Source organism: Oryzomonas rubra (genome assembly GCF_008369015.1).
In the GTDB taxonomy this organism is placed as follows: domain Bacteria; phylum Desulfobacterota; class Desulfuromonadia; order Geobacterales; family Pseudopelobacteraceae; genus Oryzomonas; species Oryzomonas japonica.
In genome coordinates, this window is sequence record NZ_SRSD01000005.1 from 137,658 (window position 1) to 157,859 (window position 20,202).

Here is a 20,202-nt window from a genome sequence, read left to right on the forward strand (position 1 = left end):
AGAGGATGTGTGGCGTGTTCAGTCCGGTTCAGGCCTTAGGCCAGATAACAATAAAACATGTGCGGGACCTGGGGAGGATGGGATGGTTCATCCTGTATTCCCTCTATATGATTGCCCGCCGGCCGGGCCGTCCCCGTTACATACTCAAACAGATGCGCTTCATCGGCACCAAGTCGCTGTTCGTCATCGTGCTGACCGCCGCCTTCACCGGGATGGTCCTGGGTCTGCAGGGCTATTACACCCTGGCAAAATTCGGTTCCGAGGGGATGTTGGGGACCGCCGTGGCCCTCTCCCTGATCCGCGAACTGGGCCCGGTGCTGGCGGCCCTGATGGTGACCGGCCGGGCGGGCAGCGCCATTACCGCCGAGATCGGCATCATGCGCATCAGCGAGCAGATCGATGCCATGGAAACCATGGCGCTGGACCCCTTCAAGTACCTGATTACCCCGAAGTTCATCGCCGCCATGATCTCGCTGCCGCTGTTGTGCGCGCTCTTCGATGTCGTCGGCATCTACGGCGGCTGGCTGGTGGGGGTCAAATTGCTGGGCGTCAATCCCGGTGCCTATTTTTACGAGATGGAGAAATCGGTGGAATGGCGCGATGTCTACTCAGGCATCGTCAAATCATTCTCGTTCGGGATTATCATTGCCTGGATCGGCTGCTACAAGGGCTATTTCAGCGGCCATGGCGCCGAGGGCGTATCCCGGGCCACGACGGAATCGGTCGTGCTTACCTCCGTCATCATCCTGGTGTGGGACTATTTCCTGACCTCAATACTCTTATGATCAAACTGACCGACGTACATAAATCCTTTGGCACCCAGAAGGTTCTCAACGGCCTCGACCTTGAGATCCCCGAGGGCATGATTACGGCCATCATCGGCCCCAGCGGCGAGGGCAAGAGCGTTCTGCTCAAGCATATCATCGGCCTCCTGCAGCCGGATAGCGGCAGCATCGAGGTGGACGGCGAGAACATCCAGGGATTGCGGCGTTCCCAGTTGAACCGTATCCGGGAAAAGTTCGGCATGCTGTTCCAGAATGCGGCCCTGTTCGATTCCATGAGCGTGTTTGAGAATGTGGCCTTCCCGCTCCAGGAGAAAACGAAGTTGTCCGGGGACGAGATCCGCCGGCGGGTGCTTTCGGCCCTGGAGGACGTGGGGCTCAAGAACGTGGAAAACAAGTTCCCGGACGAACTCTCCGGCGGGATGAAGAAACGGGTCGGACTGGCGCGGGCGGTGGTTCTCAACCCCAAGATCATCCTCTTCGACGAGCCGACCACCGGGCTCGATCCGGTCATCAAACGGGCCATTCACCACCTGATCCGCGAGACCCATGCCAAATTCGGCTTTACGGCGGTGATCGTTTCCCATGAAATACCGGAGATCTTCGATATCGCTCAGAACGTGGCCATGCTCTACCAGGGAAAGATCCTCCAGCACGGGACGCCGGACGAGATCCAGAATTCGACCCACCCGGTCGTCCGACAGTTTATCAGCGGAAGCCTGGACGGCCCCATTCATATGGTGTAAAAATATAACGAGGAAGCAGGAATCATGAACATGGCAAAATTGGAAATGATGGTCGGCGCATTCATGATCATCGGCATACTCTGCCTGGGCTACCTCTCCGTCAAGCTCGGCAAGATGGAACTGATGGGAGGCGACTACTACACGGTTTCGGCCAAATTCGACTCGGTGTCGGGGCTGAAACAGGGCGCGCGGGTGGAGATCGCCGGCGTGGAGGTCGGCAAGGTTGACCGCATCGAGCTTGATCCCAAGGGATGGGACCAGGCCCTGGCCTACCTCAAGATCAAGAGCGGCACCAGGATCGGCGACGACGTCATCGCCTCCGTCCGCACCAGCGGCATCATCGGCGACAAGTTCATCAAGCTCAAACCGGGCGGCTCCGACCACTTTCTCAAGAACAACGACACGATCCGCGAGACTGAATCTGCCATCGACATAGAAGAACTGGTCAGCAAGTTCATCCACGGAAAGGTATGATCCAAGGGAAAGCACCATGAAATCGCTCTTCACATCGTTTTTGATCACCGGAATGCTCTTTGGCCCCCTTTCCAGCAGCCACGCAGCAGAAGAGGCCCCCCAGGGAAAGCTGGTGCTGGGGCTGAACGACTGCATCCGCATGGCCTTGAAAGCAGCGCCGGAACTGGGCGAGGCCCAGGCCGATATCGAGCAGACCGCCAGCAAGCTGGATGAAGCCAAATCCTACCGTTATCCCCAGGTAGAGGTCATGAGCCTGTTCGGCCCGGCACCCCAGGCCCGGGCCCAGGACATCACCCCCACGATCGCCACCGACAGGAGTACCAGGCTCAGCAAGCTCACCTGGTTTACCAGCGCCGACGCCACGCTGATCCAGCCGCTCTACACCTTCGGCAAGATCTCGGAGAACATGAAGGCCGCCACCCACGGCATCGAGGTGGACCGTTCCCGCAAGGAGCAGCGGGCCAACGAGATAACCCTCAAGGTGCGGGAGTACTATTACGGCCTGATGTTGGCCCGGGAACTGAAAGAGGTGGTGCTCGAGGTCCAGGAAGACTTGGCATCGGCGCGGAAAAAGGCGCAAAAACTTCTGGACGACGGTTCCGAATCGGTCGACCAGATCGATATCTACAAACTGGACGCCTTTTCCGGTGAGGTCGCCAAACTGTTGGAAGAGGCCCGAAAGGGAGAAAAGCTGGCCCTGGCGGCGCTCAAGACGCGCCTCGGGCTCCCCGCCGCGGCCCCGTTGGACATCGGCAGCGAACGGCTGACCATGGACGAGGAGGCGGTCCCCTCCTATGACGCCTTTGTCGACAGGGCGCGTTTGCGGCGCCCCGAATTCCGCCAGATAGCGGAGGGCATCAAGGCCCGGGCAGCGCTGGTCGAGGCGGCGAAGGCCAACTACTATCCCGATGTCTTCCTGGGCGGCCTTGTCTCCTGGGCCTACGCCGATGACCGGGACCGCATCAACAACCCCTATATTACCGACCAGTACAAGCATTTTTACGGCGGGGCCGCCCTGGGGCTACGCTGGAAACTGGATTTCGGCATCACCGGCGCCAAGGTGGCCGGCGAGCAGGCCCAGTATAACCGGCTGCTCAGCACCAAGGAGTTTGCCGACGCCAATATCCCGTTGCAGATCAAAAAGTTCTACCTGGACCTGAAGGAGGCCGAACAGAGCGTTACGGCAACCCAATCGGCCTACTCCAACGGGAAGAAATGGGCGGTGGCAGCCCTGGCCAACTTCGATTTCGGTGTCGGCCCGGCCAAGGAGATATTCGATGCCCTGCAGGCCTACGCCCGCATGCGCGCCGCCTACTTCCAGTCCATCTACAACTACAAGATTGCCAGGGCCAACCTGGATTATGCCGTCGGCGAAGCACCCCTGGACGGCGCCAAATAAGCGGGAGGAAGCGATGTTGAAACGTTACGCAATAGCTGTCATCACCGGGCTGTTTCTGGCAAGCAACGCCTTTGCCGGGGTGACCGACGATGTGAAAAAGACCGTGGACGAGGTGGTCCGCGTCGTCTCCGACAAAAACCTGAAGAAACATGACCAACAGAGGCGTCAGGCCCTCAAGAAGACCATCAGCGTTATCTTCGACTATTCCGAGATGGCGAAACGCTCCCTCGGCAAGCATTGGAACCAGCGTAGTCAGGCGGAACGCAGGCAGTTTACCGACCTCTTCGCCTCGCTCCTGGAAAACTCCTATGCCGGCAAGATCGAGTCCTACAACAACGAAAAGATCATGTACCTGAAGGAAACCGTCGACGGGGACCATGCCGAGGTCAGGTCCAAGGTGATCACCCCGAAACGCGACGAATACTCACTGGACTACCGCCTGATCAAAGAGAACGGCAAGTGGATGGTGTACGACGTGGTCATCGAGGGGGTCAGCCTGGTCTCCAACTACCGCACCCAGTTCAACAAGATCATCACCACCAACGGCTACAATGAACTGGTAAAAAAACTCAAGACGAAAACCGATGAACTGAAAGCCCCGTAACAGCGTAACAAGGCACGAATTTTATCGTTAAAAGTTCTTGACACGCGCTTTGTGTCTATGATAAACGACACGGGCAGCAAGTTTCGGAAGTTTTTGCAGAACGTTGCAGCAGCAAGTTTTACCAAGCTTGGCGGTTTTCCTGCATCAAAGACTCCGGAAACTTAAGCGGTAACCCATCTGTTCCGGCGACGGTCCGGAGAAAAAAGGAGGTAGGAAAATGGCACAGGGCAAGGTTAAGTGGTTTAACGACACCAAAGGTTTCGGCTTTATCGAGCAGGAAGGCGGCGAGGACGTATTCGTACATTTTTCCGCCATCGCAGGCGACGGCTTCAAATCCCTCGCTGAAGGCGACGCGGTCACCTTCGACATCACCCAGGGTCCCAAGGGCCTCCAGGCTTCCAACGTCAACAAAATCAAGTAAGTTAAGCCACCTATGAACACCAAAAACCCGCTGCTACCTCAGCGGGTTTTTTTTGTCCTTGGCTTCGCAACAGACGGCCGGACCGTCATCTTGCCCGCTACGCCCAACATCACCGCCGCATCTTCACGTCCCATCTCCCTGAGCGTTTCCAGCACCTTGTTCCGCTCGTCCGGCTGGTGCCACAGCAAGAGCGCCTTCTGCTGCCCCTTCTCCCGGTCGCTGGCCGGAACATACACCCGTTTGCCGTTTTCCGGATCGATGCCGGTGTAGTACATGCAGGTGGAGAGGGTTCCCGGCGTGGGGGTGAAATCCTGAACCTGTTCGACGGTCAGCCCCAGCTTTTTGAGCGCCAGGGCCAGATCCAACATATCCGCCACGGTAGAGCCGGGGTGGCCCGAGATCAGGTAGGGTATGAGGTGCTGCCGTTTGCCGAGGCGAATGCTCTCCTCGCGGAAACGGGCGAGGAAACGTTCGAAGGCCTTCCTCCCCGGCTTGCGCATCAGGCCAGTGACATGCTCCGCAAGATGCTCGGGGGCGATCTTGAGCAGGCCGCTCACGTGATGTCCCACAAGTTCGCGGAAATAGCCCGGTTGCCGTTCCATGAGGTCGTAGCGCACCCCCGACGAGACCGCTACGTGTTTGACCCCCTGCCGGTTCCGTACCCGCTGCAAGAGGGCGACGGCACGCTTGTCGGTCGTATCCAGATGGGCGCAGATGGCGGGGAAAATACAACTCTCCCGGCGACAAACCCGCATGGCTTCGGGATTTTTGCAGACCAGACCGTACATATTGGCGGTCGGCCCACCCACGTCGCTGATGCTGCCCCGGAACCACCCCTGGCGGGCCAGGGCGTCCACCTCGGCGATGATGGAGGCCTCGCTGCGGGACTGGATCACCTTGCCCTGGTGCATGGCGATGGCGCAGAACGCGCAACCGCCGAAACAGCCCCGATGGCTGGTGATGGAGGTCTTGATCTGCTCCCAGGCCGGTATCTGCTCCCGGTAGGAGGGATGGGGCGTCTTTTCATAGGGGAGCGCATAGACCTTATCCATCTCCGTCTGGTTCAGGGGGAGGGCCGGCGGATTGCACACCAGCAGACGGTCGCCGTGGGGCTGGACAACCGTCCGGGCGGAGAAGGGGTTTTGCTCCCGGTAGGCCAGGCGGAACGCCTCGGCGAACTTTTTCTTGTCAACGCTCACATCGTCAAAGGAGGGGATGGACACACTCCCCTTCTCGGGATCTGTCGGGCCGTCTTCAGCCCCCCGCCCGACACGGCAGGTGCCCCGCAGGTTGCGTATCTCCGCAAACGGCTCCCCCCCTGCCATGCGCCGGGCCAATTCCAGCAGGGGCGCTTCCCCCATGCCGTAGATCAGCAGGTCGGCCTTGGCGTCCAGGAGAATAGAGCGGCGCACCTTGTTCTCCCAATAGTCGTAGTGGGCAAAACGGCGCAGGGAGGCCTCGATACCGCCGATGACCACCGGCACGTCCTTGTAGGCCTCTTTCAGCCGCGAGGTATAGATGATGGTGGCGCGGTTGGGGCGGGCCCCATGGCGGTTACCCGGGGTGTAGGCATCATCGTGGCGCAGCTTGCGCGCCGGCGTATAGTGTGCCACCATGGAATCCATGGCGCCGGCCGATACAGCAAAGAAAAGCCGCGGGCGCCCCAGCGCCATGAAGGGTTCCTTTGAACGCCAGTCCGGCTGGGGGATGATTCCCACCCGGAAACCGTGGGCCTCCAGCCAGCGGGCCAAGAGCGGAATCCCGAAGGCCGGGTGGTCGATGTAGGCGTCCCCGCTGACAAAGACGACGTCCAGCTCGTTCCACCCCCTGGCCCTCGCTTCAGCGAGGTGTATGGGCAGGTGTCCGGTCACGGGAAGAGCGCCAGGCCGTCCAGGCCCAAGGTCTCCGGGAATCCGCAGGCGAGATTCATGTTCTGCACCGCTTGGCCCGAGGCCCCTTTGACCAGATTGTCGATGGCCGAAACCACGATGACCCGCCCGGTGCGGCCGTCAACCAGGGGTGCGATATCGCAGAAGTTGGAACCGCGCACGAAAGCGGTCGAGGGAAGACTCCCCTGGGGAAGCACCCGCACGAAGGGCTCGCCTCTATAGAACTCCTCGTAGAGGGCAACCAGCTTTTCGGTTGTCGCCTCTTTTGCCGGGGTCGCGTATATGGTGGAGAGTATCCCCCGGTCCATGGGGACCAGATGCGGCGTAAAGGTGATTTTGAGGCCGGCCCCGGCCAACAGCGACAACTCCTGCTCGATCTCTGGCGTATGCCGGTGAGCCCCGCCGACGCCGTAGGCCTTGAAGCCTTCGTTGACCTCGCAGTACAGGCCGTCGACCTTGGCCGACCTGCCGGCGCCGCTTGTGCCCGAGGCGGAATCGGCGATGATGCTGTGCGGGTCGATCAGCCCCTTTTTCAGCAGCGGTGCCAGGCCGAGGATGATGCTGGTGGGGTAACAACCGGGGTTGGCCACCAGCCGGGCCCCCTTGATCTTGGCCCGCCTGATCTCCGGCAGGCCGTAGACCGCCTTTTTCAGGTTGGCCGGGTTGAGGTGTTTTTCATACCAGGCCCCATAGACGTCCGGGTCGGAGAGCCGGTAGTCGGCCGACAAGTCGATCACCGTTTTCCCCAGCTTCAGGAAGGTGGGTACCACCTCCATGGCCGCCTTGTGGGGCAGGGCCGTGAAGATGACGTCGGCTTTTTCCGCAACCCGTACCGGCTCCAGATTCTCAAGCACCAGATCGCAGCGCCCCCGCAGGGTGGGAAACACATCGGAGACCCGCTTCCCGGCGCTCTGCTCGGAGGTCAGGCAGGTCACCGCGACCTCGGGATGACAGTGCAGGATGCGGATCAACTCCAGGCCGGTGTAACCGCTGGCTCCAACAATGGCGACGTTCAACATGGCAAACCTCCACAAAACGTAATGGTTTTTACGGGGATTGACCACCCCCTACCCCCCTCCTCATCAAGGAGGGGGAATGTCTGGGCGTTTTTCTCCCCTCCTGGTTCAGGAGGGGCCGGGGGTGGTAGCCTCCTCAGTTCTCTGGCTATTTTCGCAATAGATCGGTTTCTCTCATAACGATCTTTGTTCCTGAAAAAAGCAAAAAAGGGGAAACCCTTGCGGATTTCCCCTTCTACCATACCAGTGCGGTGTAATCCAGCGATTAACGCTTGGAGAACTGGAACCGTGCGCGGGCTGCGGCTCTACCGTATTTCTTACGCTCTTTCACGCGGGAATCACGGGTAATGAAACCAGCCTTCTTGAGCACGCCGCGCAATTCGGCGTCGGTTTCCAGCAGGGCCTTGGTGATGCCGTGCTTGATGGCGCCGGCCTGACCGGAGTCGCCGCCCCCCTGAACCGTTACGTAGATATCGTACACGCCGACCTTCTCGACCAGCTCCAACGGCTGACGCACGACCATCTTGGAGGTCTCGCGGCCGAAATACTCGTCGAGGGTCTTGTCGTTGACCGTGATCTTGCCGGCGCCCGGCTTGAGCCATACGCGGGCTATCGAGCTCTTGCGTTTTCCTGTACCATAATAGCTGACTGCTGCCATATCGTGTATCTCCTCAGAGTATTAAAATGCCAGGTTCTTAGGCTGCTGGGCGTCGTGGGGATGGCTGGCGCCTGCATAGACCTTGAGCTTCTTGAGCATGTGCCGGGCAAGTTTGTTCTTGGGGAGCATGCCCTTGACAGCCTTGCGGATGAGGTCTTCCGGTCTTTTCTCCAGAAGCTTGCCGGCAGTGATCTCTTTCAGTCCACCCGGGAAACCGGTATGACTGTAGTAGACCTTGCCATCCAGCTTGCGGCCGGTCAGTGCGATCTTCTCGGCGTTCACCACGATGACGAAATCACCGGTGTCCACGCTGGGGGTAAAAATGGCCTTGTTCTTGCCGCGCAACACATTGGCTATCCGGGTGGCAAGGCGTCCCAACACGACATCCTGCGCGTCCACAACATACCAATCACGTTTTACGTCTTCCGCTTTTGCAACTTCGGTTTTCATAGCTTCCTCACATGCTGCACGATCTGTTAGAGACAGACCATGGTTTTTTCGAAGAGATGTAACTTACTTAAAGAATGGTGGTCTGTCAACACAAAAATCAACTAAGTTGATTATTTTGAATCATAGGTGGTTGAATTTGGGATTTCAGCAGTCTGTGCCCGCAGGTTGCTGAAAATCGTCGCGAGGAGACTGGTATGCAAGGCGCAAGCGAGCGAGAGGGCGAGGCGTACCCCTCGGTACGCTGAGTCCTTGAGCGAGCGGCAACGCCGCAGACCAGTCCCGCAGTAGATTTTCAGCAACCTGACTGGCACAACTCCGTCAGGACGCCGTTACTGCTTTTGGGATGCACGAAAGCGATCCGCGTCCCATGGGCGCCAGTGCGCGGCCTCTCGTCGATCATCCGCGCCCCGTCGGCCAGCAGCCGGGCGATGGCGGCCTCGATATCCTCCACCTCGTATGCCAGGTGATGGATGCCGGGGCCGTTCTTTTCCAGAAACTTGGCCACCGGGCTGTCCTCGCTGGTCGGCTCCAGGAGTTCGATCTTGGATTCGCCCACCTGCAGCATGGCGACCCGCACCTTTTGTTCGGCGACCTCTTCGATGCCCGCAAAGGCCATCCCCAGATTGTCCCGGTAGAACGACAGGGACTCATCGAGGGACCGCACGGCAATGCCGATATGATTAATCCTGGTCAGCATGGTACCCCCCTTTCTAACAGGTTGTTCAAAAATAGTCAGATCGTCGCACCCGCAGAAAAACCCCGCGGAGGCGTAGCAGGCCTACTCCGCCGAAGCAGCTTTGGCTGCGAAGGCCGGGCGCTACGCCGCACAAGGGATTTTCGAGGACGAAGGCCTGATGGCTGTTTTTCAACAACTTTCTACAGTACCACGGTCTCGTGGTGTTTGCCGAACACCTCCCTAAAGACATCCGCGATCTCGCCCAAGGTCGCGTAGGACTTGACCGCCTTCAGGATATGAGGCATGAGATTGTCATCCCCCTTGGCGGCCGTTTCCAAGGCACTCAGGGCCGCCTGCACCGCCGCGGCGTCCCGTCCGGCCTTCACTGCGCCCAGACTCTGTTTCTGGGAGATCTCCACCTCCTCCTTAACCTTGAGCAGGCCGGTGGGCGGTGGTTCCTGGACGGTGAATTTGTTGACCCCCACGATGACCATATCGCTGGATTCGATAGCCTTCTGGTAGGCATAGGCCGAATCCTGGATCTCCTTCTGCTGGAAACCGCGGGAGATGGCCTCCACGGCCCCGCCCAGCTTGTCGATCTTCTCGATGTACTCCATGGCCGCCTTTTCCACCTGGTCGGTCAGCGACTCCACCAGGAACGAGCCGGCCAGGGGGTCGATGGAATCGGCCACGCCCGATTCGTAGGCGATTACCTGCTGGGTGCGCAGGGCGATGCGCACCGAGTCCTCGGTCGGCAGGGCCAGGGCCTCGTCGCGGGAGTTGGTGTGCAGCGACTGGGTTCCCCCCAGCACGGCCGCCAGGGCCTGGATCGTGACGCGCATGATATTGTTGTCCGGCTGCTGGGCGGTCAGGGTGCAGCCGGCGGTCTGGGTGTGGAAGCGGAGCATCTGTGACTTGGGGTCCTTGGCGCCGAAGCGTTCCTTCATGATCCTGCCCCAGATACGGCGGGCGGCGCGGAACTTGGCCACCTCCTCCAGCAGGTTGTTGTGGGCGTTGAAGAAGAAGGCCAGGCGCGGGGCGAACTCATCCACGTTCAGCCCGGCCTTGATGGCGGCCTCCACGTAGGCGATACCGTCGGCCAGGGTAAAAGCAACCTCCTGCACCGCGCTGGAGCCCGCCTCGCGGATATGGTAGCCGGAGATGGAGATGGTGTTCCACTTGGGCACGTAATCCTTGCAGTAGGCGAAGATGTCGGTGATGATCCGCATGGACTCTTTCGGAGGGTAGATATAGGTCCCGCGGGCCATGTACTCCTTGAGGATATCGTTCTGGATGGTGCCGGAGATTTTGTTCGCCGGAACCCCCTGTTTCTCGGCCACGGCGATATACATGCAGAGCAGGATGGCGGCGGTGGAGTTGATGGTCATGGAGGTGGAGACCTTGTCCAGCGGGATGCCGTCGAAGAGGGTCTCCATATCGGCCAGGGAGTCGATGGCGACGCCGACCTTGCCGACCTCGCCGGCTGCCATGGCCGCATCGGAGTCATAGCCCATCTGGGTCGGCAGGTCGAAGGCGACGGACAGGCCTGTCTGGCCCGCCTGGAGCAGGTACTTGTAGCGTTCGTTGGACTCTTTGGCGGTGCCGAAACCGGCATACTGGCGCATGGTCCAGAAACGGCCGCGGTACATGGTCGGCTGCACGCCACGGGTGTAAGGGTACTGGCCGGGGAGCCCGAGCTGTTCGTCGTAGCCGGGGTAATCGAATTCCGGTGTAAAACAACGCTCCATTTCAATGTTGGAACTGGTGCGGAACTCCGGTTTGCGCTCCGGCGACTTGGCGATACTTTTCGCAACCGCGCCGTCCTGCCACGCCTTCTTGTCTTCGGGAATACTCATGTGATGATCTCCTCACCATTGAAAATGATAGAACTATCCACCTATATACACGATTAGCATGTCTTTATTTTTGCATGCAGAGACATGGGATGGCGCTATACTAGAGACATACCTCACCTACCCCTTTGTCGCCACGGTTCTCATGTATCCGACGGAAAGGAACAGACCATGAAATGCCCCATATGCAGCAGCTACGACTACAGCGCTATCGACCTGCAGACCGACGGATTCGCCGAGCAGATCATGGAATGCCGCTCCTGCGGGACCGTGTGGTCGATTAATCACGGCGCTGTCGAGATCGTCAAGGACCCCCATAGAAAGTCGTTCCTTCAAGCGCAGTCGGAGTGCGTGGAGGGGGACGACACTAACTCCTCCGGGCTCTAGTGTCCCGTGCGTTCACGAAATCAGCGGACCCCGCTTTTCAGGCGGGGTCCGCTGATATCTCGGGGAATCAAGAGCCGGTCCCGGTCCTGGTGCCGTTCCTTACCCCATGAGCCGGATTGCCGGTCAGATGACCGCCTTCAGGTATTCGGCCGTCCGTTCGCGCTTCTCGCGTTCCAGAACCTTGGGGTCTACCTCGACGAATTTCTCGTCAGGCGTGATCTTGAAGAGTGGTTGTCCCTTCTGCACGATCGTCCCGTCACCGCCGTCCATGATGATCTTGTCGATAGTCCCGGAGAACGTCGCCTTGATCGTGTTGAACATCTTCATGACCTCGATGATGTAGAGCGGCTGATCCTTCTCGAAATGCATCCCTTCATATACGAACATGGGGAGCCCCGGCGCTTCCTGGCCATAGTACATCCCCCCACAGGCGGCGACGATTTCATCGGCCTTGGTTGCGGGCGGCGGCACCAGGATCTTTTTCATCCGCGCCTGCAGGTCCGGGTCGGTGAGGTAATCGGGAATGACAATCTCCAGGTCGTCCTGGACGTGCATATCCCAGAATCGGGTGTTTCCGCCAACCAGGAACAGCATGCCGAGCAGTTCGAGTCCGGCCTCGTAGCCGAAATGGGCTGAACGGATCTGGTCCCACTCCTCGGCGTCAAAGCCGCCCTGGGGTTGTTCCTTTTTCAGCAGTTCGTTGAGCTGGAAATATTCGTCGCGCGCCAGGCCCAACTTCTCGCGCAGGGTGCGGTAGAAATGCAGCGACTGCTGGAGCAGTTCGTTGTCATGGTTCCAGATGATCTCGGCCGCCGGTTTGTGCGGACGATAGGACATGTGCATATATTCGTAGGTTTCGTTGAGGACGCCGAGGGGATTCCGCAGCCAGATGACGCGTCCCTTCTCGATGCGGAAGTTGATCGTATTCATGCTCAGCCAGCCGGAGAGCAGGTGGGGGTCACCCAGGAGGCGCTCCATGGGGCGGGTGATCAAGGTCCCCTTGCGGTCCAGCAGGGCCGACATGTGTTTGCGCTCCCGGGCACACACCTCAGGCTGATCGGCGTATTGTTCGCAGACGAGCTTGTCATAGTGTTTCTTCATCTGCAGGAAGGCGTACACCGGGTCCAGCCTGTTGGCCTCTTCCTTCAGGGTTCCGACCAGGGTCAGGTACGGGACCACGAACCGGGTGGTCGGCTTGGCCATGACGTTCCTGCCCAAAAACCAGTTCACGAGGCCGTAATGGAACTCAAGATTGGTCGCCAGCGCGCTGCCCCGCAGGGTGGTGCTGCGCAGTACCTCGGACAGGTGCTCGTAGCTGGCAAAGCGGTCCTCACCCTTGGTCAGCAGGAGGGCAATATTGGAATCATAGGCCCCGGCAACCTTGTACTTCATGAAGACGGCGGTGTCGGGGTTCAGCATGCTGATCCCCTGATCGTCCCGGATCTCCCCTTCGATCGGCTTCGACCAGTAGCGGATCATGCCGCCGGCGTGGGGAGAGAGAGAGGCATCGGTGGCGTTCAGACGAGCCTCTACGGCCGCGTTGAAACGGACGATCCGCTCCGGCTTGGGGAGGCGCTTCTTGTGCCGCGCCAGGAGGGCCATGGCCTCCACCAGGGATTCGACGACAAAGAAGTCGTTTTTGTTCTTGGGATTGACGAACTTGAGGCTGTAGCAGAGTTCCGTGACCCGGTGTTCCACCTGGATGCGGGTGTTCACCTCCATGAAATAGTGACGGTCGCGGTCGACGATGCACTCGAAGGTCGAGGCCGAGTCCAGGCCGACCGCCTGACCGAAACGGGCCGATTCCTCCTCCATCCGCTGGAGCACCTTGAGGTCGCTCTCCAGGGCCGCGACCTCTTCCTTCCTGCCCGCAGCCTTTGCCTTGGCAATGGCCTCAGCCAGGCTTTCCTGGGTGACGGAGACCTCCAGCAGTTTCTGTTCATGCATCTGCAGGGAACAATCACGCCCGCCCAGGGCGATGCACCATTCGCCGTTGCCCAGCAACTGGATCTCGTTGTGGCGGGTCTGCTCGATGTTGAGTTCGATCAGGATGTTCTTGTTGTCGCCGACGCCGTTGGCCTTGACCTCGTTCAGGATCTCCCGGACCATGGCCGGGGCCTCGGCGGCCGCCTTGGCGATCACCTTTTCGTCGGCATTCTTCGCCGCCAAAAGCGCGGCGCCCACAATGCGCTGTCCCTTGCCGCCGCCGCCGCCGATGGCCTTCAGGCGGAAACGGTTGCGGGGGTAGTTGCGGAACAGCTCGGCCACCTCATTCTGGACCTGGGCGCACAGTTCCTCGATGGTAAAGAGGTCGATCCCCTTGGCATAGGAGGCGGTCAGAACATGGTCGGCCAACGCTTCAAGCGACACCTTGGCGTCCTTGAGCACCTTGGCGTCACAGACGAGCCCCTCGGCCTTGACCAGCGCCAGGAGCTTCTCGCGGGTGGGATGCTTCTTGAGCAGGGTCAGGGCCGTTACGTTGTTGACACCGGGGGTGACGCTGACATTCACCGTAAGGGCGGTCCGTTTGGCTTCGTCCTTCTTGCCGGCCCGGGCCTGGGTATTTGCGCAGGGACCGATGAAGGTGAGGCCGGCCTTCTCGATCTCGGCAACGAACTCCTCATCCTCGGCCATGAAACCATAACCGGCAAAGATCGAGTCGTAACCGTTGTCCTGGGCGATCTCGATGATCTGGTGGATACGCTCCACCCGCTCTTCCTTGCTGGCGCCGGTATAGTCGGGCACGCGGTGCACCCGGTTGGAATCGGTCAGCTGGCGCAGTTCGGGGGCCAGGGCGGTGGGATACACGATGGAATCCTTTTCGGAGAGCAGGATACCGTAGTGGGTGATGCCCATCTCCTGGTACACATCCATCGCCTCCTTCCGGATCGGGCCGCGGCAGACGATGAGCGGCTTCAGGTCCTCGCAGGAAAAGGAGCGCACCCACTCGGAAGCGGCACCGCTCAGGCGACGAGCCCGATGGGTCAGGGGGTTGTTCAGGTAAAAATCGGAAGCTTGTGACATGGGTCTCTATCTCCAATCTCGTCGTAAAATAGATTAGTGGAACTCGCGCTGCACCGCCTGCATTGGAGAAGGCTTGTAATGGCGAAGGAAGAAATTCAGGTTCTCGCCAAGCACCTTGCGCAGGTCCGTGGGCATCACGAGTGAGGAGATGGAGCCCAGACTGAGCGCTTCTTTGGGGTTCATCAGCTCTTTTTCATACCGGAGGTTAAGTTCGGCCTCCCGCGCCTTCAGCCACTCGGTCGCATCCTTTTCGGCCTCTTTCTTGGCCTCGCCAGGCTCCATGCCGGCGGCGGTCCGTTCCTGGGTCCCCAGCTTTACCTGCTCGGCGACCGCGTTGCGCACCTTGCGGAGTTCATCCTTGTAGACGAACTCCTTGCCGGCCGGCCCCATGACCGCCAGGCGGGTGGTCGGCAGCGCCAGCACCAGATCGGCGCCGGTGGGGTAGTTGTTATAGGAGGCATAGGCCCCGCCGTAGGCGTTGCGGATGATCAGCAGGATGCGCGGCGTTCTGATATCCACGATGGAATCCAGCATGGCGCGGCCGGCCTGCACAATGCCGCGGGCCTCCTGCTCGCGTCCCGGCAGGAAGCCGGTGGTATCCTCCATGAAGATCAGCGGGATGTTGTAGATGTTGCAGAAACGGTTGAAGCGGGCGATCTTGTAGGCCGCATCCACGTCGATCTGGCCGGAGGCCACGGCGCTGTTGTTGGCCACGAAGCCGACCACGTTGCCCCCCAGGCGGCCAAAGGCGGTGATGGCATTGCGCGCCCGATCCCGCTGCATCTCGAAATAGTCGCCATGGTCGCAGATCTGCTGGATCATGATCGACACATCGAAGGGGGTATTGAAGCCGGTGGGGGAGTTGAAGGCCTTTTTCAGGAGCGTGTTGATCTCCCAGGTCTTGCGGTCGAGGGGGTCGCTCGTCTGTTGGAAGGGAGCCAGGACACTGTTGTTGTCCGGCAGGTAATTGAGCAGTTGGAGCGCGCTTCTCAGGGCGCCCACCTCGTCCTCCACGGTGAGGTCGGCGACGCCCGACAGCCTGTGCACCTTGGGTCCGCCAAGCTCCTCGGGGGTGACGTCCTCTCCCAGGACCGACTTGACGACGCCGGGACCGGTCAGGCCGAAGAACGTATCGTTGGGCTGGATCACAAAACTGCCCTGGCGGGGGAGGTAGCTGCCGCCGCCGGCATTGAAGCCGAACATGCACATGATGCTGGGGACAACGCCGCTGATCTTGCGAAGCGCCGTAAAGGCCTCGGCATAGCCGTCCAGGCCGCCGACCCCCGCAGGCACGTAGGCGCCGGCGCTGTCGTTCATGCCGATCAGCGGAATCCCCTTTTCCCCGGCCATCTGGAACAGGCGGGCCAGCTTGTTGCCGTTGGTGGCGTCCATGGAGCCGGCCCGGACCGTGAAGTCATGGCCATAGACCGCCACATCCCGGCCGCGGATATTGAGGATACCGGTGACCAGGGAGGCGCCATCCAGGTTCTTACCCCAGTTCTGGAACAGGATATTCGGCTCGTTTTCGGTAAGGACGCGGATCCTCTCCCAAACGGTCATCCGCTTTTTGAAGTGCTGCTTTTCGATCTGATCGATCTTGACCGATCTGATGGGGCGATGAATCAGGTCATGACCTTCCTTCATCACCTCTTCATAACCGCCGGTCTTGCCGGGGATCTCTCCGGGAATCGTGAATTTGACAACCTCAGGCGGGGCAAAGGGGTTTTGCAGTGACGGTTTAATCGCTTTCTTGGACATCTCCGCTATCCTTCCGATACAGGGGATTTTTTAGCAGCGTCAGGTTCTATTCAGCAAACACATCTTGTTATTGTGCATGAAATTGCCATGGGAACAGAAAGGGCGGCAGGAACGGACTTGCCGTGTCCCGGAGGGAAACTATCTCGTCACGACGGCCAGCACCTTCACCTCTTCCCCGTCCTTGGAAAGCAGGCGATGCTTCAGGGCGGAATCGAAGTAGACGCAATCCCCCTCATAGAGCGTGATCTTGCGGTCATCCAGCAGCAGGTCGGCCGTTCCTTTCATGACGAAAAGGAACTCCTCGCCGTCGTGGCTGTAGGTGTTTTCCTCAAGCGCCTTTTCCGCGACCGTAAGAAGAAAGGGCTCCATCTTCTTGCTCTGCTTGCGGAAGGAAAGCGATTCATAGGAATAGCCCTGGCTGGTGCCGGCGCGGGAGATCACCCGCGGAATAACCTTGCGCTCGTGGGAACGGACCACCTCGAAGCGGCATTCTTCCTCGTCCTCGGCAAAGAACATCCCGATCTTGACATCAAAGAACTTGGCAATCTTGGACAACGTGGCAATGGGCGGAGAGACGTTGTTATTCTCGATCTGCGAGATGAGGGCGGGAGAAAATCCCGTTTCCCTGGCCACTGCCTGAAGGGTCATTTTCTTCGCGAGGCGCAATTTTTTGATTTTTGCCCCAATATTGAAGTCGCTCATTCACACCCTGCCAGAAATAGAACCCATTTTTATGCCGGGCTTTGTATACAATTTGTATTGTTATGTCAATAAAAAATTTTTATCAAGAACAAAGAATATAAGCAGTGATAAAAAACCTTTAGCGACAATAAAAAGACGTATCACAATTTCAGTTGACGGGCAAGAAGTTGCAGTGTATGCAGCACCTGGACGCGGGAACCGTGCTGCTTCAAACCATCGGAAAGTTGCATCATGCAGCCGGGGCAACCGGTCGCCACGACTTGGGCGGCGGTATCGATGATGGCGCGGCTCTTGGCGTCGTTGATGGTCATGGACGAACCGTAGTGGTAGACATTGAACGTGCCGCCCAGGCCGCAGCAGCGGTCGGCCCCTTCCATCTCGGTCAGTTCGATGCCCGGCGTCCCCCGCAAAAGTTCCCGGGGCTGCTTGGTCAAGCCGCGGGTGCGCAGGTGGCAGGGATCGTGGTAGGTCACGCGCACAGCGTCGCCCGCGCCGGTCTCAGCGGGGCTGAGCCCCAGGTGGTGCAACAGTTGGGAGGCATCCACGGTCTTTGCCGCCAGGGCATCCAGCCGCGCCCGCAGTTCGGGATTACGCTTGCCCACCACCAGCGGGTAGAAACGATGAAGGGCGCCGCTGCAGGTGGCGCAGGCGCTCATGACATAGTCGGCTTCATATCGTTCCATCTCCGCCAGATTTTTCTCGGCCAGCCCGCGCACGGTGGCGATGTCTCCGCCGGACATGGCCGGCAGGCCGCAGCACTGTTGCCCCTTGGGGATGATCACCGTGCAGCCCAGGTGGCGAAAGAGCGCCAGGGCCGCTTCGCCGATCTCGGTATAGACGAAGTTGGTCATGCAGCCGACAAAGAAGACGATCCGCGGCTTGCCCGGTTCGCCAGGGATAACCTCGGGATGCCGGTCCATGAACGGTTTTTTGGCGATGGCCGGGATATGGCGCTTCCGGCCGATGAACGGCACCGGAAAACGCAGCCGTAGCCCCGATGTTTCAGGAACCTTTCTGAAAAAGAGCGGGCCGAGGAGGCTGGCCATCCTGGCGCCCATCTTCATCAGGGTGCGGTGTTTGATCACCTGGCCGACAGCCGCGTGGAACGTGGTCAGGCCGCGCCGCGCCGCCAACGCTTCCCGTGCGGCGACAACGATCTCGTCGGTCGGCACCTCGTTCGGGCACTTCTCCACGCAGCTGCCACACAACAGGCACTTGGACATGGCCACATAGGTCTGGTCGTCCAACTCGATGTCGTTTTTGAGAATATGCTGGGCCAGAGCTACCTTGCCGCGGGCAACGGCCGGCTCACGCTGGAATGCGGTGAAGGCGGGGCAATTTGCCCGGCAGGCGCCGCATTTCACACATTTTTTCAGGTCTTTTTCGACTCGCTTGAGGGGGTCTTGAGGATGTTCCACAGATACGTTCCTTTTCCCTGTACTGCAAAGTTTGTCCGTATGCACGCCCCACGAAAATCGGGGAGCGATACGGAATTTGTAACAATACCACAAAAATACAATTAGATACTAGACTAGTACTGCAATTAACGGCTGTCAAACGATTAATCAGGTCTTTTTACTGGTATATGGCACGATGATGCACGAGAAATGTGTGGCGGATACCGCCGGGAGAGAAGGCAACGGGGGAGGCAATTTACCGTGAGCGACAACGTTCTACGGCGACGGCGAGAGGGGATGCGGGACGATTTCCCCACGCTACCCCTGCAACGAAAAAACGCCGGCAGTCGAATGAAATTCCTCTGCCGGCGCACGGATGGTTGCAGATCCAAGAAGGTTGCAGCGGGGTGCCGTTTCGGGACCGCCACGATTAATTTACGGTAATTCCGTGGAACCCATCAGGTAACGGTCGCACTCCCGCGCCGCGCCGCGTCCCTCGTTGAAGGCCCAGACCACCAGGCTCTGGCCGCGGCGGCAGTCCCCGGCGGCAAAGACACCCGGCAGGCTGGTGGCGTACCGGCCATAGTCGGCCCTGACGTTGCTGCGCGGGTCCCGTTCCAGTCCCAGTGCGTCGAGCAACGCCTGTTCCGGCCCGAGAAAGCCCATGGCCAGCAACACCAGACCGGCAGGGCGCACCTGTTCGGTGCCCGGCACCGGCTTGGGCGTGAACTGCCCACGGTCGTTCTTTTCCCAGGCGACTTCAACGGTGCGGACCGCCGTGACCGTGCCGTTTCCGTCCCCTTCGAACCCCGTAGCGGTAGTCAGGTAGGTCCGCGGGTCGGCGCCGAACTTGGCGGCGGCCTCCTCCTGGCCGTAGTCCACCTTATGTATCTTGGGCCATTCGGGCCAGGGGTTGTCGGCGGCCCGTTCCTCGGGCGAACGGGGCATGATCTCCAGTTGGGTGACCGAGCGGCAACCATGGCGCAAGGAGGTGCCGACACAGTCGGTGCCGGTGTCGCCGCCGCCGATGATGACCACATCCTTGTCCCGGGCCGAGATGACGTCGCCGGATCGGTTGAGTACCCCCTTGGTATTGGCTGTCAGAAAATCCATGGCAAAGTGGACCCCATCAAGGGCACGCCCCTCGACGGGGAGATCGCGCGGGACGGTCGCCCCGGTTGCCAGCACCACGGCGTCGAACTCGCTGCGCAGCCGGTCGGCCGGGAAGGCCGCGCTGCCGATTTCGGTGTTGCAGACAAAGGTAATCCCCTCCGCCTCCATCAGCTTTATGCGACGCTGGACCACCTGACGCTTGTCGAGCTTCATGTTGGGGATACCGTACATCAAAAGCCCCCCGGGCAGGTCCTCCCGTTCGAAGACCGTCACGCTGTGGCCCGCCCTGTTGAGCTGCGCCGCCGCCGAAAGGCCGGCCGGGCCGGAGCCGACCACCGCCACCCGTTTGCCGGTGCGGACCTGGGGCAGCACCGGAACGATCCATCCCTCGTCAAAGCCCCGCTCGACGATGCTGACCTCGATATTCTTGATGGTGACGGGTGGGTCGATGATGCCGAGGGTGCAGGACCCTTCACAGGGGGCCGGGCAGACCCTCCCGGTAAACTCGGGGAAGTTGTTGGTCTTGTGCAGCCGGTCAAGCGCCTGTCGCCAGAGATTGCGGTAGACCAGATCGTTCCACTCCGGGATCAGGTTATTGACCGGGCAGCCGCTGGCCATGCCGCTGATGAGCTTCCCGGTATGGCAAAAGGGTATGCCGCAATCCATGCAGCGAGCCCCCTGGGTACGCAGGGCCTCGTCGTCCATATGGAGGTGAAACTCGTTCCACCCCTTGATCCGCTCCAACGGCTCCCGGTCGGCCGGCACTTCCCGCTGGTATTCCAAAAATCCGGTTATTTTTCCCATGTCGTTTTCCTATATCGATGTGCTTGAATTCGAACCCATCCCACCTAAC

The 20,202-nt window shown here is 59.9% G+C and carries 18 protein-coding genes; 7 read left to right on the forward strand and 11 right to left on the reverse strand.

All coding sequences use genetic code 11. The features are described from left to right. Positions 1-14: 14 nt before the first annotated feature. The 6 genes from ET418_RS09620 (at position 15) to ET418_RS09645 (ending at position 4,426) form a co-directional block, all read left to right on the forward strand. The gene (locus ET418_RS09620; RefSeq protein ID WP_420819518.1) at positions 15-785 is read left to right on the forward strand and encodes an MlaE family ABC transporter permease; all 771 of its coding nucleotides are present in this window, start codon (positions 15-17) and stop codon (positions 783-785) included. Next, the gene (locus ET418_RS09625) at positions 782-1,528 is read left to right on the forward strand and encodes an ABC transporter ATP-binding protein (RefSeq protein WP_149307395.1); all 747 of its coding nucleotides are present in this window, start codon (positions 782-784) and stop codon (positions 1,526-1,528) included. Before ET418_RS09620 ends, ET418_RS09625 begins: the two co-directional genes overlap by 4 nt. Positions 1,529-1,558: 30 nt before the next feature. After that, a complete protein-coding gene (mlaD, locus tag ET418_RS09630) occupies positions 1,559-2,002 on the forward strand; it encodes an outer membrane lipid asymmetry maintenance protein MlaD (protein ID WP_275937951.1) in 444 nt (147 codons plus the stop codon). Positions 2,003-2,018: 16 nt separating this feature from the next. After that, a complete protein-coding gene (locus tag ET418_RS09635) occupies positions 2,019-3,401 on the forward strand; it encodes a TolC family protein (protein ID WP_149307397.1) in 1,383 nt (460 codons plus the stop codon). A gap of 13 nt (positions 3,402-3,414) precedes the next feature. Beyond that, positions 3,415-4,005, forward strand: a complete 591-nt coding sequence (locus ET418_RS09640; protein ID WP_149307398.1) for an MlaC/ttg2D family ABC transporter substrate-binding protein — start codon at positions 3,415-3,417, stop codon at positions 4,003-4,005. Positions 4,006-4,222: 217 nt separating this feature from the next. After that, positions 4,223-4,426 carry a cold-shock protein gene (locus ET418_RS09645; RefSeq protein ID WP_149307399.1) on the forward strand — a complete coding sequence of 68 codons (204 nt, stop codon included), beginning with the start codon at positions 4,223-4,225 and terminating at the stop codon, positions 4,424-4,426. Positions 4,427-4,464: 38 nt separating this feature from the next. Here the strand turns inward: ET418_RS09645 and ET418_RS09650 are convergent, their stop codons facing one another. From ET418_RS09650 to ET418_RS09675, 6 genes are all read right to left on the reverse strand, one after another. Beyond that, a complete protein-coding gene (locus tag ET418_RS09650; RefSeq protein WP_149307400.1) occupies positions 4,465-6,297 on the reverse strand; it encodes a YgiQ family radical SAM protein in 1,833 nt (610 codons plus the stop codon). Beyond that, a complete protein-coding gene (argC, locus tag ET418_RS09655) occupies positions 6,294-7,334 on the reverse strand; it encodes an N-acetyl-gamma-glutamyl-phosphate reductase (RefSeq protein WP_149307401.1) in 1,041 nt (346 codons plus the stop codon). The genes ET418_RS09650 and argC overlap by 4 nt, the downstream gene beginning before the upstream one ends. Before the next feature lie 262 nt (positions 7,335-7,596). Further along, positions 7,597-7,989 carry a 30S ribosomal protein S9 gene (rpsI, locus tag ET418_RS09660; RefSeq protein WP_149307402.1) on the reverse strand — a complete coding sequence of 131 codons (393 nt, stop codon included), beginning with the start codon at positions 7,987-7,989 and terminating at the stop codon, positions 7,597-7,599. Between the two features lie 21 nt (positions 7,990-8,010). After that, positions 8,011-8,439 carry a 50S ribosomal protein L13 gene (gene rplM, locus ET418_RS09665; RefSeq protein WP_149307403.1) on the reverse strand — a complete coding sequence of 143 codons (429 nt, stop codon included), beginning with the start codon at positions 8,437-8,439 and terminating at the stop codon, positions 8,011-8,013. 292 nt (positions 8,440-8,731) lie between these two features. Further along, complete coding sequence (mce, locus tag ET418_RS09670; protein WP_149307404.1) at positions 8,732-9,136, reverse strand: methylmalonyl-CoA epimerase; 405 nt, start codon at positions 9,134-9,136, stop codon at positions 8,732-8,734. Positions 9,137-9,315: 179 nt separating this feature from the next. Then, positions 9,316-10,971, reverse strand: coding sequence for an acyl-CoA mutase large subunit family protein (locus ET418_RS09675; protein ID WP_149307405.1), 1,656 nt, complete (start codon positions 10,969-10,971; stop codon positions 9,316-9,318). A gap of 168 nt (positions 10,972-11,139) precedes the next feature. On the opposite strand from ET418_RS09675, the gene ET418_RS09680 reads away from it, so the two are divergent. Beyond that, on the forward strand, positions 11,140-11,355 hold the full coding sequence (locus ET418_RS09680; protein ID WP_149307406.1) for a hypothetical protein: 216 nt from the start codon (positions 11,140-11,142) through the stop codon (positions 11,353-11,355). A gap of 123 nt (positions 11,356-11,478) precedes the next feature. Here ET418_RS09680 and ET418_RS09685 read toward each other — a convergent pair whose 3' ends face one another. The 5 genes from ET418_RS09685 to ET418_RS09705 form a co-directional block, all read right to left on the reverse strand. Continuing rightward, the gene (locus ET418_RS09685) at positions 11,479-14,379 is read right to left on the reverse strand and encodes an ATP-binding protein (protein WP_149307407.1); all 2,901 of its coding nucleotides are present in this window, start codon (positions 14,377-14,379) and stop codon (positions 11,479-11,481) included. 33 nt (positions 14,380-14,412) lie between these two features. After that, positions 14,413-16,137, reverse strand: coding sequence for an acyl-CoA carboxylase subunit beta (locus tag ET418_RS09690; protein ID WP_149307408.1), 1,725 nt, complete (start codon positions 16,135-16,137; stop codon positions 14,413-14,415). Positions 16,138-16,275: 138 nt separating this feature from the next. Then, positions 16,276-16,839, reverse strand: a complete 564-nt coding sequence (locus ET418_RS09695) for a helix-turn-helix domain-containing protein (protein WP_149307409.1) — start codon at positions 16,837-16,839, stop codon at positions 16,276-16,278. 140 nt (positions 16,840-16,979) lie between these two features. Further along, positions 16,980-18,257, reverse strand: coding sequence for a (Fe-S)-binding protein (locus tag ET418_RS09700; RefSeq protein ID WP_149307410.1), 1,278 nt, complete (start codon positions 18,255-18,257; stop codon positions 16,980-16,982). A 414-nt stretch (positions 18,258-18,671) separates the two neighbouring features. Then, positions 18,672-20,153, reverse strand: coding sequence for a glutamate synthase subunit beta (locus ET418_RS09705; protein WP_149307411.1), 1,482 nt, complete (start codon positions 20,151-20,153; stop codon positions 18,672-18,674). Positions 20,154-20,202: the final 49 nt, after the last annotated feature.